This window comes from Pseudomonas lurida (genome assembly GCF_013522705.1).
Taxonomy (GTDB): Bacteria; Pseudomonadota; Gammaproteobacteria; order Pseudomonadales; family Pseudomonadaceae; genus Aquipseudomonas; species Aquipseudomonas quebecensis.
Genome location: NZ_JAAMRE010000048.1, coordinates 1 through 13,635, shown reverse-complemented (window position 1 = coordinate 13,635; position 13,635 = coordinate 1). Strand labels below are relative to the sequence as shown.

Below are 13,635 nucleotides of genomic sequence, written 5' to 3'. Positions count from 1 at the left end.
GGCGACAAGTTGTGGGGGGGCGCAGGTGCTGACACCTTTGTATACGACCAAATCAATGATTCTACTTCCGAGAGTCCCGACCTGCTGATGGATTTCACCACCGGCACCGACAGGATTGATGTGTCCAGGCTCATGAGCGCCGCCGGTATAAAGCAACTGGCGTTTGTCAGCAGGTTGACGGGCAAGGCAGGCCAGGCCGTTTTGAGCTACGACTTGCAGACGGGTGCGGGCAGCCTTGCTATCGACCTCAAGGGTGACGGAAAGGTTGGTCTACTGGTGAAAAGTATTGGGGAGATTAAGGCTGACGATGTCTTGGTCAGAGACGAGAGGGATCCGAAGCCTGATCCGAAGCCCGACCCGAAGCCTGATCCGAAGCCTGATCCGAAGCCCAATCCGAAGCCTGATCCGAAGCCTGATCCGAAGCCCGATCCGAGACCTGACCCGACACGAGCGAGTGACGACACCATCTATGGCTTCAACTCTAATACGGGCAAGCCTCATCTAACCTTAACGTCCGCTACCGACAAGCCAGACTTCGTCGTACATGACAAGAGCGGCAACGATACGTTTGATTTTTCTGCTTTCAATCAAAACCAGATCATCAGCTTGGGCGGGGGAACCCATTCCAGCGTGGGCGGTTTGAAAGATAACGTGTTTATTACAGAAAAAACCATTATCGAGAATGCCGTGAGTGGCAGTGGCGATGACAGAGTGAGTGGCAACGAGGCCGACAATATTCTGGTTGGCGGTGCAGGGGCCGATAACCTGACTGGCGGTGGCGGCTGGAACACCTTCAAGTACAACGCAGTCTCCGACTCGACGCGCGAGCGTGCGGATCTGCTAATGGACTTTACGACAGGCAAGGACAAACTGGATTTGTCCGCGATGAGTGCCAGTGCAGGTGTCAGCTTGAACTTTGTGGATAAATACAGCGGCAAGCCAGGTGATACGATAATCAAGTTTAATTCAATGACAGGTCGTTATTTGTTGGCAGTTGATGTGACCGGAGATGGCAAGACCGACTTTCTGATCAAAAGCACGCAACTGATCAGCCCGGAAGACGTGATTGGGCTGGCGTTAAGTCCTGAAGTATACGTTTAAGGGGGGGCGGGCATTCATGGTGTCCCGTTGCAGGATGATGTTTCTACAATCAACTTTTTAATACGGTTGGTTGAGTCCAGGTAAAAAGGTATTCCGCAACTATGAAGCTTTTAAGGAAAGACCTGTTATTCGCTTATATAAAGGGGGTTTTTGCATGATAGTCGCTTCCCATGTTTTCAACGTTTGTCTACAAAATCCGACTGCACCTAAAGCATCGGGTGATCGTTATTACTGTAGAGGAGCCCTCTCTATTTTGAGTTAACTATTAAGCGGGCCGGACGCTTCAGACACGGTCTACGGTTTCAGCTCCAATACCGGCAACTGCTCTATGAGTCTGCATTCATTCAAAGGCGCGCCAAGGTTCACAGTACGTGACACAGCCGGAAACGACACTATAGGCAAGGCCCAGCGACGAGTAGGCCGCTTGGGATGATAGTACTTATGTCGGTTGATGATGCATTCAGAACATCTACCCGGCCCCGCGCAAAACCACTGTGGGAGGGGCAATCCCCCTCCCACAGTTTTACTGCGTTTGTTCAGTTATTGACCGGAGTAGATCTGGTCAAATACACCGCCATCATTGAAGTGGGTTTTCTGCACGGTGCGCCAGTCACCGAAGGTCTTTTCCACCGACAGGAAGTCGACTTTAGGGAAACGGTCGGTGTACTTGGCCAGCACCGCCGGATCACGTGGGCGCAGGTAGTTGCTGGCGGCGATTTCCTGGCCTTGCGGCGACCACAGGTACTTCAGATAGTCCTCGGCGGCGGCACGGGTGCCTTTTTTCTCGACCACTTTGTCCACCACCGACACCGGCGGCTCGGCTTCGGCGGACACGCTTGGGTAGATCACTTCGAACTGATCGCGGCCGAATTCACGGGCGATCATTTCCGCTTCGTTTTCAAAGGTCACCAGCACGTCGCCGATCTGGTTGGTCATGAATGTGGTGGTGGCGGCGCGGCCGCCGGTGTCCAGCACAGGCGCCTGTTTGAACAGTTTGCCGACGAATGTCTTGGCTTTCTCTTCATCGCCGCCGTTCTTGAGCACATAGCCCCAGGCCGACAGGTAGGTGTAGCGGCCGTTACCCGAGGTTTTCGGGTTGGGCACGATCACCTGCACGCCGTCCTTGAGCAGGTCCGGCCAGTCTTTGAGGGCTTTGGGGTTGCCTTTGCGCACGATAAACACCGTGGCCGAGGTGAACGGCGCGCTGTTGTTGGGCAAGCGTGTGACCCAGTTGTCCGGCACCAGTTTGCCATTGTCGGCCAGGGCGTTGATGTCGGTGGCCATGTTCATGGTGATCACGTCGGCCGGCAGGCCATCGATCACCGAGCGTGCCTGTTTGCTCGAACCGCCGAAGGACATCTGCAAGGTCAGCTTGTCGTCCGGGTGCTCGGCCTCCCAGTGCTTCTGGAACGCCGTGTTGTAGTCCTTGTAGAAATCGCGCATCACGTCGTAGGACACATTAAGCAGCGTGACGGGGGCGGCCTGCACGGCGCCCGCCAGGGCAAGGCCGGCGGCCAGGAGAGAGGCGCTAAGGAGTTTTTTCACTGCTCATTCCTTGTTGTTCGAGAAGAGGGGACAGGCACAATGCCAGCGACTATAGCCGGGGCCGCATAGTCGCTTAAAGATTAAAAAGAACTTTGCTTATTCCACTTTCTTAAAAAGATTGCTGCCACAGCGCGAGCAGAATGCTGCGTTGGGTTCGTGGGTGTCTTTGTGGCACACCGGGCAGTCGGTGTGCAGTTGCTCGCCGCGCATGGCACTGGCCAGTTCGGCGGTAAAAATCCCGGTGGGCACCGCAATGATCGAGTAACCGGTGATCATCACCAGCGACGAAATCACCTGGCCCAGCGGGGTCTTGGGCACGATATCGCCAAAGCCGACGGTGGTCAGGGTCACGATGGCCCAGTAGATACCCTTGGGGATGCTGGTAAACCCGTGTTCCGGGCCTTCGATCACATACATCAAGGTGCCGAACACGGTCACCAGGGTGCACACGCTGACCAGGAATACCACGATCTTCTGCTTGCTGCCGCGCAGTGCCGACATCAGGTAATTGGCTTGCTTGAGGTAGGGGCTCAGCTTGAGCACGCGGAAGATCCGCAGCATGCGAATGATGCGGATGATCAGCAGGTACTGCGCATCGCTGTAATACAAGGCGAGGATGCCGGGCACGATGGCCAGCAAATCCACCAACCCATAAAAGCTGAACGCATAGCGCAGCGGTTTGGGCGAACAGTACAGGCGCAGGCCGTACTCGATGGCGAAGATCAGCGTGAAGCCCCATTCGATATAGGCCAGCACGTCGGCGTAGTTCTGGTGCACCTGGTCGATGCTGTCGAGCATCACGATCACCAGGCTGGCCAGAATGATCAGCAGCAGGATGCCGTCAAACCGCCGCCCGGCCACCGTGTCGCTTTGGAAAACCATGACGTAGAGCCGCTGACGCCAATCGTTGTTGCTGTCCATAAATCCCGCCTGACTCGATTTTCGAGCAAGCCTAGGGGGATTCGAAGGGGCTGTCCATGCGCGGTTTCCGAAGCATCCTGCGGCTGGCGCGCACCAGCCAGCACGCGAGGATGAACGGCGCGGTGAGTGCCGGCAGGTGCAGGGCGGCAAAGCCCGGCGTCAGCAGGATCGCCAGCAGGATACCGGCCAGCGGCAGCCAGGTGCGGCGACTGATCTGGCTCAATGCCAGGGCCGCCAGCGCCGGGTTGTAACTGTGCAGGCCGAGCAGGGCGTGAGGGGTTTCGCCCAACCCCAGGGCGAGCAATGCGCCGCTGCCGGCGCCGGCCAAGGCCCACAGCGCGGCGCGGCGACTGGCCAGCCACAGGCCCAGCGCAATCAGGCCGCCGGCCAGCGGCTGGTCCAGCAGCATGACCTGTGCCAGACCGGTGAAGGGCGCGCTGAGCAAACCCAGGACGTCGGCGCCGATCCTATCCACCTCGCCGGGCGGCGCGCTGCCGAGCAGCAGCCAGCCCAGGCCGACAAAAGGCGCGGTATAGGCGGGCAAATCATCGGGCTGGCTGGCATGTTTCAACCACTGCCGCGTGAGCATCGCGCTGACGCCGCCGCCCGCCAGGATCAGCGGTGGCAACAACGCCGACCATGGGAAGGACTGGCTGATCAGCAACCCCAGCAGCACAGCGTTGTAGCTATACAGCCCGGCCTGGCGCTCAGCCTTTGGATACCCCCGGCGCTGGGCCGTGAGCAAGCCGGCGACGCCACCCAGCAACGCACCGCCGAGCAACGCCGGGGCGCTGATCAGGATCGCCAGCAGGCACAGCAGGCCGCACAGCGGGTGGCGCTGCAGGAAAATCTGGCTGAAACCGTTGAGCAGGGCTTCAGCCCAGTCGGGGCAGGTTGGGTTGTGCATGGTGGGTATTCAGTTGGACCGGGGTGAAACCCATCGGGGGCAAGCCCCTTCCCACACTTGATTGGGTTCACAGAGTCATAGCTGTGAATGCAGTCCAATGTGGGAGGGGGCTTGCCCCGGATGGGGCCGCTACAGACGCTAGATCAACACCTCTATGCGCAGTGAGTTGGTCGACCCGGGCTGCCCGAACGGCACCCCGGCAGTAATCACCAACGTATCCCCGCGCTCTGCCATCCCCTGGGCCTGGGCAATCTCCAGCGCCGTCGAACACACCTCGTCCACCTGGCGCAGTCGATCGTTGACCACCGAATGCACGCCCCACGCCACACTCAACCGCCGTGCGGTGGACAGGTTTGGCGTCAGGTTGAGGATCGGCGCCACCGGCCGCTCCCGTGCCGCGCGCAGGCTGGAGCTGCCGGACTCGCTGTAGTTCACCAGCACCGCCACCGGCAGGATGCTGCTGATACGACGAATCGCACAGCTGATGGCGTCGGAAACCGTGGCTTCCGCTTTAGGCCGGTTGACCTCCAGTTGAGTCTGGTAGTCCGGGCCGTTTTCCACCTGGCGGATGATCTTGCTCATCATCTGCACGGCTTCCAGTGGGTATTCGCCCGACGCGGTTTCCGCCGACAGCATCACCGCATCCGCGCCTTCGGCCACGGCGTTGGCCACGTCGGTGACTTCGGCGCGGGTCGGCGCCGGGGAAAAGCGCATGGATTCGAGCATTTGCGTAGCCACCACCACGGGTTTACCCAGCTCGCGGCAGGTACGGATGATGCGCTTCTGGATCTGCGGCACGCTCTCGGCCGGCACCTCCACCCCCAAGTCACCGCGAGCCACCATGATTGCATCGCTCAGTTGCGCGATTTCCCGCAGGTGTTGCACGGCCGAGGGCTTCTCGATCTTGGCCATCAGGAACGCCCGGTCGCCGATCAGCTCGCGGGCCTCGCGGATATCTTCCGGACGCTGCACAAACGACAGCGCCACCCAGTCCACGCCCAACTCCAGGCCGAAGCTCAGGTCGCGGCGGTCCTTGGCGGTAAGGGGACTCAGGTCCAACAACGCTTGTGGGACGTTCACCCCTTTGCGGTCGGATAATTCGCCGCCGTTCAGCACCGTGGTGTCGATGGCATCGTTGTGCTTGGTGACCACCCGCAGGCGCAGCTTGCCGTCGTCAAGCAACAGGTCCATGCCTGGTTCCAGGGCCGCGATGATTTCCGGGTGGGGCAGGTTGACCCGGCGCTCATTCCCCGGGGTTTCATCCAGATCCAGGCGCAGCGCCTGGCCGCGCACCAGTTGCACGCAGCCGTCGGCAAAACGCCCGACCCGCAGTTTCGGCCCTTGCAGGTCCATCAGAATGCCCAACGGGTAGTTGAGCTGACGCTCCACCTGACGGATCCACTGGTAGCGCTGGGCGTGGTCGGCATGCTCACCGTGGCTGAAATTGAGACGGAAGATATTCACCCCCGCTTCAACCAGCTCACGGATGTCATCGATCCCGTCGATGGCCGGGCCCAGGGTGGCGAGGATTTTGACCTTTTTGTCAGGCGTCATGGTGGGCAGTCTCGAGGATCAGGATGGCGCGGAAGTCGTTGACGTTGGTGCGCGTCGGCTCGGTGACGATCAAATCGTTGAGGGCGGCGAAATAGCCGTAGCCATTGTTGTTATCCAGCTCATCGCTGGCCGACAGGCCGAGGGCTTCGGCGCGCGCGTAGCTGCTCGGGGTCATCAGCGCGCCGGCGTTATCTTCGGAGCCGTCGATGCCGTCGGTGTCACCGGCCAGTGCGTAAACGCCGGGCAGGCCTTTGAGGCTGTCGGTGAGGCTCAGCAGGAATTCGGCGTTGCGACCGCCACGGCCGTCGCCGCGCACGGTCACGGTGGTTTCGCCGCCGGACAGGATCACGCACGGCGCCGCCAGCGGCTGACCATGCTGCACGATCTGCCGGGCGATACCGGCATGTACCTTGGCCACGTCCCGCGCTTCGCCTTCCAGGTCGCCGAGGATCAGCGGGCTGAAACCGGCCTGGCGCACTTTCACCGCCACTGCTTCAAGGGATTGCTGCGGGCGGGCAATCAATTGGAAATGGCTGCGGGCCAGCACCGGGTCGCCGGGCTTGACGGTTTCCGACGCCGGGTTCTGCAACCAATGGTGCACCGAGGCGGGCACGTCGATGCGATAACGTTTGAGGATCGCCAGTGCCTGTTGCGAGGTGCTCGGGTCGCCCACGGTGGGTCCGGAAGCGATCACCGTGGCCTGGTCGCCCGGCACATCGGAAATCGCGTAGGTGTACACCGTGGCCGGCCAGGCGGCCCTGGCCAGGCGCCCGCCCTTGATCGCCGAGAGGTGCTTGCGCACGCAATTCATTTCGCCGATGGTCGCGCCGGACTTGAGCAGGGCTTTGTTGATGGCCTGCTTGTCGGCCAGGGTAATGCCTTCGGCGGGCAAGGCCAGTAAGGCTGAGCCGCCGCCGGAGAGCAGGAAGATCACGCGGTCGTCTTCGCCCAGATTGCTGATCAACGCCAGCACGCGCTGCGCCACGGCCTGGCCGGCGGCGTCGGGCACCGGGTGAGCCGCTTCGACGACTTCGATTTTCTTGCACGGCGCGCCATGCCCGTAGCGGGTGACCACCAGGCCGGTGACTTCGCCTTGCCAGCAGTTTTCCACCACCAGCGCCATGGCTGCGGCGGCCTTGCCGGCACCGATCACAATCACCCGGCCGCTGCGGTCGACGGGCAGAAAAGGTTCGAGAACTTGGCGCGGGTGGGCAGCGTCGATGGCTGTGGCGAACAGCTCGCGAAGCAGGTGTTGCGGATCGACCGACATAAGCAGGCTCCCGGATATTTTTGTTATTAGACGTGCAGCTATTTCAGCCTTGGCCTTGGAAAAGGCCAACTGTGGGAGGGGACAAGCCCCTTCCCACATTCGATCACGGCGTTACTGATCGCGAATCGAGAAATTCGCCATATGCTCCAGGCCCTTGATCAGCGCCGAATGGTCCCAATTCCCGCCACCCAGGGCATTGCACGTGCTGAACACCTGCTGAGTACCGGCAGTGTTCGGCAGGTTGATCCCCAATTCCTTGGCACCGGCCAACGCCAGGTTTAAATCCTTCTGGTGCAGGTTGATGCGGAAGCCCGGATCGAACGTGCCCTTGATCATGCGTTCGCCGTGCACTTCAAGGATTTTCGACGAGGCAAAGCCGCCCATCAGCGCTTCGCGCACCTTGGCCGGGTCGGCACCGTTCTTCGCGGCGAACAGCAATGCTTCGGCCACCGCCTGGATGTTCAGCGCCACGATGATCTGATTGGCGACCTTGGCGGTCTGGCCATCGCCATTGCCACCTACCCGCGTGATGTTCTTGCCCATGGCCTGGAACAGCGGCAGGGCGCGCTCGAAGGTCTGTGGCTCGCCACCGATCATGATGCTCAGGGTGCCGGCCTTGGCGCCGACTTCACCGCCGGACACCGGCGCGTCGAGGTACTGCGCGCCGTGCTCGTTGATCCTGGCGGCGAAGGCCTTGGTGGCGGTGGGCGAGATCGAACTCATGTCGATCACCACCTTGTTCGGCGACAGCCCGGCGGCCACGCCGTCGGCACGGAACAGCACGTCCTCGACCTGCGGGGTGTCCGGCACCATGACGATAATGAACTCGGCTTCCTGAGCCACTTGCTGCGGGTTGGCCAGGGCCACGGCGCCGGCATCGATCAGCGCGTGCGGGGCCTTGCCGTGGTGCTCGGAGAGGAACAGTTGATGACCTGCTTTCTGCAGGTTCGCGGCCATGGGTTGGCCCATGATGCCGGTGCCGATAAAGCCGATTTTAGCCATGATGAATGCCTCTTCTTATTGTGGGAGGGGGTGGCCCCTCTCACAGGGTTTTGAGCCAGCCAAGGCCCGCTTCGGTGGTGGTCAGCGGCTTGTATTCACAGCCGACCCAACCCGTGTATCCGATCCGGTCCAGATGCTCGAACAGGAAGCGATAGTTGATCTCCCCGGTCCCCGGCTCGTTGCGCCCCGGGTTATCCGCCAGTTGGATGTGATTGATCTCACCCAGGTGCGCGGCCATGGTGCGGGCCAGGTCACCTTCCATGATTTGCATGTGGTAGATGTCGTATTGCAGGAACAGATTGTCACTGCCCACCCGCTCGCGGATCGCCAGGGCCTGGGCGGTGTTGTTCAGGTAGAAGCCTGGGATGTCGCGGGTGTTGATCGCCTCCATGACCAGCTTGATGCCTGCCGCTTGCAGCTTGTCGGCGGCGTACTTGAGGTTGGCGACGAAGGTCTCTTCCAGCAGCTTTTCGTCCACGCCGGCCGGGCGAATACCCGCCAGGCAGTTGATCTGCGTATTGCCCAGCACCTGGGCGTAAGCGATAGCCAATGTGACCCCGGCGCGGAATTCCTCGACGCGGTCCGGATGGCACGCCAGGCCGCGCTCGCCCTTGGCCCAGTCACCGGCCGGCAGGTTGAACAGCACTTGGGTCAGGCCATGGGTGTCGAGTTGCGCCTTGATCTCGGCAGAGCTGAATTCGTACGGGAACAGGTACTCGACCCCTTGAAAACCGGCATCGGCGGCCGCTTTGAAGCGGGCGAGAAAGTCCTGTTCGGTGAACAGCATGGACAGGTTGGCGGCAAAGCGCGGCATAGGGTTCTCCTTAATCGAGCAGGGAAATGGCAGTCGGCGCGTCGTTGCCGACCAGGGCCAGGTCTTCGAATTCATTGACGGCGTTGATCTCGGTGCCCATGGAAATATTGGTCACCCGTTCCAGAATAATCTCAACGATCACCGGCACCTTGAATTCTTCGATCATTGCCTCGGCCTGGCGTAAGGCCGGCGCGATCTGGCCTGGTTCGAACACGCGCAGGGCCTTGCACCCCAGGCCTTCGGCGACGGCCACGTGGTCCACGCCATAGCCATTGAGCTCCGGGGCGTTGAGATTGTCGAAAGACAGCTGCACGCAGTAGTCCATTTCAAAACCGCGCTGGGCCTGGCGGATCAGACCCAGGTAGGAATTGTTCACCACCACATGGATGTACGGCAGCTTGAACTGCGCGCCCACCGCCAGTTCTTCGATCATGAACTGGAAGTCGTAGTCGCCGGACAACGCCACCACTTTGCGGCTCGGATCGGCCTTGACCACCCCCAGCGCCGCCGGAATCGTCCAGCCCAGCGGGCCGGCCTGGCCGCAATTGATCCAATGGCGTGGCTTGTACACATGCAGGAACTGCGCGCCGGCAATCTGCGACAGGCCGATGGTGCTGACGTAGCAGGTGTCTTTGCCGAACACCTGGTTCATCTCTTCGTACACCCGTTGCGGCTTGACCGGCACCGCATCGAAGTGCGTCTTGCGCTGCAGGGTGGCTTTGCGTTGCTGGCAATCATGCAGCCAGGCGCTGCGGTCTTTGAGCTTGCCGGCGGCTTTCCATTCGCAGGCTACTTCAATGAACATCGTCAGGGCCGAGCCGGCGTCGGACACGATGCCCAGGTCCGGTGTGAAGACGCGGCCGATCTGCGTCGGCTCGATGTCCACGTGGATGAATTTACGGCCTTCGGTGTACACCTCGACCGACCCGGTGTGGCGGTTGGCCCAGCGGTTGCCGATGCCCAGCACTACGTCCGACTTGAGCATCGTTGCGTTGCCGTAACGGTGCGAGGTCTGCAGACCGACCATGCCCACCATCAGCGGGTGATCGTCGGGGATCGTGCCCCAGCCCATCAGGGTCGGGATCACCGGAATGCCGGTCAGTTCGGCGAACTCCACCAGCAGCTCGCTGGCGTCGGCGTTGATCACGCCGCCACCGCTCACCAGCAGCGGGCGCTCCGCCTGGTCGAGCAGGGCCAGGGCTTTCTCCACCTGCACGCGGGTGGCCAGCGGCTTGGCCAGGGGCAGGGGTTGATAAGCGTCGATGTCGAACTCGATCTCGGCCATCTGCACGTCGAACGGCAGGTCGATCAACACCGGGCCGGGGCGGCCCGAACGCATTTCGTAGAAGGCTTTCTGAAACGCGTAGGGCACCTGGCCCGGCTCGAGCACCGTGGTGGCCCACTTGGTCACCGGTTTGACGATGCTGGTGATGTCCACCGCCTGAAAGTCTTCCTTGTGCATGCGAGCACGCGGCGCCTGGCCGGTGATGCACAGGATCGGAATCGAGTCGGCCGAGGCGCTGTAGAGGCCGGTGACCATGTCGGTGCCCGCCGGGCCCGAGGTGCCGATGCACACGCCGATATTGCCGGCCCTGGTGCGGGTGTAACCCTCGGCCATGTGCGAGGCGCCTTCAACGTGGCGAGCAAGGACGTGATCGATGCCACCCACTTTCTGCAAGGCCGAGTACAGCGGGTTGATCGCGGCGCCGGGGATACCGAAGGCGGTGTCCACGCCTTCACGGCGCATTACCAGGACAGCGGCTTCGATTGCTCTCATTTTGCTCATGGTTTTGGTGCCTCTTGCGTTTTGTAATTGTATACAAGTGGTGTTTGGTCAAAGTGTATTCACGGGGAGCTTCGCAGGTCAACGCATTTTATTCGTGACTGATCGAGCTCGCCGGAACGCCTTTTTTCGACGTATGGTGGGTTTGCGGAGAAATATTGTATACAAAATAATAAATCATTGTGTTCTATTTGTGTGATCGAGCATCTGATCAATCAGACCACCATCGCTTTCCCAATAACAAAAGAAGGACGGCACCATGAGCGCTTTAACCTTGAAAACCGCCACCCAACTCGCCAGCCAGGCCCTTACCGCCGGCCGCACGATTTGCGCTGCGCCACTGACCATCGCGGTGCTCGACAGCGGCGGCCACTTGATCACTCTGCAACGTGAAGACGGCGCCAGCCTGCTGCGCCCGCAGATCGCCATCGGCAAGGCCTGGGGCGCGATAGCGCTGGGCAAGGGCTCGCGCCTGTTGGCGCTGGATGCGCAACAACGCCCGGCGTTTATCGCCGCGCTGAACAGCCTGGGGCAGGGCAGCGTGGTGCCGGCACCGGGCGGGGTGTTGATTCGCGATCAGGACGGTGTGGTGCTGGGGGCGATTGGGATCAGTGGGGATACGTCGGATATTGACGAGCAGTGTGCGATCACGGCGATCGAGGGGGTGGGGTTAATGGCGGATGCGGGTGTGTCGGCTTAAACAGTGTGTGACTTTCAGGGCCTCATCGGGGCAAGCCCCCTCCCACAATGTTGATTGTGGGAGGGGGCTTGCCCCGATGGGCACCGGCTCTGCGGTGTATCAGTCCGGCTCACAGCCCTTGAGCACCAACCGAATGATGGTCTGCGCCGCCGCTTCATAATCGGCCTCATCCAGCTTGGCTTTTCCGGTCACCGCGGAAATCTGCCAGTCGAAGTCGGCATAGGTCTGGGTCGCGGCCCAGATGCTGAACATCAAGTGATTGGGGTCGATAGCCGCGATCAATCCGCGATCCACCCAGCTTTGGATGCAGTTGATATTGTGCTTGGCCTGGGCGTTGAGTTGCTCGACCTGCTCGGCGCTCAGGTGCGGGGCGCCATGCATGATTTCGCTGGCAAACACCTTGGAGGCGAAGGGCAGGTCGCGGGAGATACGGATTTTCGAGCGGATGTAATTGCTCAGCACCACCGCCGGTTCACCTTCGGGGTTGAACGGCGTGGACGCGGCCAGGATCGGCTCGATGATGCTTTCGAGCACCTCGCGGTAGAGGTTGTCCTTGGACTTGAAGTAGTAGTAGACGTTGGGCTTGGGCAGCCCGGCCTTGGCGGCGATGTCGCTGGTTTTGGTCGCGGCGAAGCCCTTGTCGGCAAACTCCTCGCTGGCCGCCCGCAGGATTTTTTCTTTATTGCGCTCGCGAATGGTGCTCATAAACCAGGGTTTTCCTTGCCAGGACAGGCGGTCGGGCATGGTAGCACCGGCTATCCGCGAGTCTCAACAAGGCTCCCGCAAAGCGTTGTGCCGCGCTATGCTCGCGCCAACTTTTCTTTTACGGATGCGCGTTTCATGGCAGGAAGCAGTTTACTGGTATTGATCGACGATATCGCCGCAGTCCTCGACGACGTGGCTTTGATGACCAAAGTCGCCGCGAAAAAGACCGCTGGTGTGCTCGGCGATGATCTGGCGCTCAACGCCCAGCAGGTGTCCGGTGTGCGCGCCGAGCGGGAAATCCCGGTGGTGTGGGCGGTGGCCAAGGGCTCGTTTATCAACAAATTGATCCTGGTGCCTACCGCGCTGTTGATCAGCGCCTTCGCGCCCTGGGCGGTTACGCCGTTGCTGATGCTGGGTGGCGCCTACTTGTGCTTCGAGGGGTTCGAGAAGCTTGCGCATACGTTCCTGCACAGCAAGGCCGAAGACCAGGTCGAGCATGCGCAGTTGACCCAGGCCGTGGCTGACCCGGCCACCGACCTGGTGGCCTTTGAAAAGGACAAGATCAAAGGCGCGGTGCGCACCGACTTCATTCTCTCGGCCGAGATCATCGCGATCACCCTGGGCACTGTGGCCGATGCGCCGCTGATGCAGCAGGTGGTGGTGCTGTCGGGTATTGCCATCGTCATGACCATCGGCGTTTATGGGTTGGTGGCGGGCATCGTCAAGCTGGACGACCTGGGCCTGTGGCTGAGCCAGAAACCCGGCCAGGTCGCGCGTGGCATTGGTGGTGCCATCCTGCGCGCGGCGCCGTACATGATGAAAAGCCTGTCGGTGATCGGCACGGCGGCGATGTTTCTGGTCGGTGGCGGCATCCTCACTCATGGCGTGCCGGTGGTGCATCACTGGATCGAGGCGGTCAGCCAGAGTGCGGGCGCGATGGCGTGGCTGATGCCGACGCTGCTCAATGCGCTGGCGGGAATCATTGCGGGGGCTGTGGTCTTGGCGCTGGTCAGTGGAATCGGCAAGGCTTGGAAGGCCCTCAAGGCTTAAATCGCAGGCACAAAAAAGGCCATTCATGAATGGCCTTTTTTGTGAGCGTTGTCTCGTCCTGAATAAGGTTTACACCTTCTGACCTATCATCAGGAGGAACCAATGGATTCAATAAAAAGGCGCAGTCAGCGTGATTACACACTGGGCTTTAAATTGGGTTCTTCACGGATTGCCGGGAAAGACGCTCTTGATCTTCATGAAAAAGAATTCGCTGTCCCGGTAACCGTACGCCATTCGTTTGATGACCTTTATTCGATTGTTTATTCCTTCCAACTGACCGGTG

At 60.8% G+C, this 13,635-nt stretch carries 13 protein-coding genes and 1 pseudogene; 4 read left to right on the top strand and 10 right to left on the bottom strand.

The annotated features are described in order from the left end of the window. Positions 1-1,101: M10 family metallopeptidase C-terminal domain-containing protein (locus G7025_RS26245; protein ID WP_181081900.1), on the top strand; the 1,101-nt coding region annotated here is incomplete at its 5' end. Between the two features lie 292 nt (positions 1,102-1,393). Then, positions 1,394-1,534, top strand: a pseudogene (locus G7025_RS27230) (hypothetical protein); the annotation flags it as partial. Between the two features lie 107 nt (positions 1,535-1,641). Here the strand turns inward: G7025_RS27230 and G7025_RS26235 are convergent. From G7025_RS26235 to gcl, 8 genes are all read right to left on the bottom strand, one after another. Next, complete coding sequence (locus G7025_RS26235; RefSeq protein WP_181081899.1) at positions 1,642-2,646, bottom strand: sulfate ABC transporter substrate-binding protein; 1,005 nt, start codon at positions 2,644-2,646, stop codon at positions 1,642-1,644. 96 nt (positions 2,647-2,742) lie between these two features. After that, entirely contained in the window at positions 2,743-3,567 is an 825-nt protein-coding gene (locus tag G7025_RS26230; protein WP_181081898.1) for an ion transporter, read from the bottom strand. Between the two features lie 31 nt (positions 3,568-3,598). Then, positions 3,599-4,474, bottom strand: a complete 876-nt coding sequence (locus G7025_RS26225) for an urea transporter (RefSeq protein ID WP_181081897.1) — start codon at positions 4,472-4,474, stop codon at positions 3,599-3,601. 138 nt (positions 4,475-4,612) lie between these two features. After that, entirely contained in the window at positions 4,613-6,028 is a 1,416-nt protein-coding gene (gene pyk, locus G7025_RS26220) for a pyruvate kinase (protein WP_181081896.1), read from the bottom strand. Next, positions 6,018-7,298 carry a glycerate kinase type-2 family protein gene (locus G7025_RS26215; protein WP_181081895.1) on the bottom strand — a complete coding sequence of 427 codons (1,281 nt, stop codon included), beginning with the start codon at positions 7,296-7,298 and terminating at the stop codon, positions 6,018-6,020. Before G7025_RS26215 ends, pyk begins: the two co-directional genes overlap by 11 nt. Positions 7,299-7,409: 111 nt before the next feature. Continuing rightward, the gene (locus tag G7025_RS26210) at positions 7,410-8,300 is read right to left on the bottom strand and encodes a 2-hydroxy-3-oxopropionate reductase (protein WP_181081894.1); all 891 of its coding nucleotides are present in this window, start codon (positions 8,298-8,300) and stop codon (positions 7,410-7,412) included. A gap of 40 nt (positions 8,301-8,340) precedes the next feature. Further along, positions 8,341-9,114 (bottom strand): hydroxypyruvate isomerase, encoded by a 774-nt coding sequence (gene hyi, locus G7025_RS26205; protein ID WP_181081893.1) that lies wholly within the window; start codon positions 9,112-9,114, stop codon positions 8,341-8,343. Between the two features lie 10 nt (positions 9,115-9,124). Then, positions 9,125-10,900, bottom strand: a complete 1,776-nt coding sequence (gene gcl, locus G7025_RS26200) for a glyoxylate carboligase (RefSeq protein WP_181081892.1) — start codon at positions 10,898-10,900, stop codon at positions 9,125-9,127. 256 nt (positions 10,901-11,156) lie between these two features. On the opposite strand from gcl, the gene G7025_RS26195 reads away from it, so the two are divergent. Beyond that, positions 11,157-11,597: a GlcG/HbpS family heme-binding protein gene (locus G7025_RS26195; RefSeq protein ID WP_181081891.1), complete on the top strand. Its 441-nt coding sequence runs from the start codon at positions 11,157-11,159 to the stop codon at positions 11,595-11,597. Between the two features lie 99 nt (positions 11,598-11,696). On the opposite strand, the gene G7025_RS26190 is transcribed toward G7025_RS26195, so the two are convergent. Beyond that, positions 11,697-12,302, bottom strand: coding sequence for a TetR/AcrR family transcriptional regulator (locus G7025_RS26190; protein ID WP_181081890.1), 606 nt, complete (start codon positions 12,300-12,302; stop codon positions 11,697-11,699). A 135-nt stretch (positions 12,303-12,437) separates the two neighbouring features. Between G7025_RS26190 and G7025_RS26185 the strand changes: the two genes are divergently transcribed. Then, complete coding sequence (locus G7025_RS26185; protein ID WP_181081889.1) at positions 12,438-13,352, top strand: DUF808 domain-containing protein; 915 nt, start codon at positions 12,438-12,440, stop codon at positions 13,350-13,352. Positions 13,353-13,514: 162 nt separating this feature from the next. Here G7025_RS26185 and G7025_RS26180 read toward each other — a convergent pair. Beyond that, positions 13,515-13,635: transposase (locus tag G7025_RS26180; protein ID WP_141228961.1), on the bottom strand; the 121-nt coding region annotated here is incomplete at its 5' end.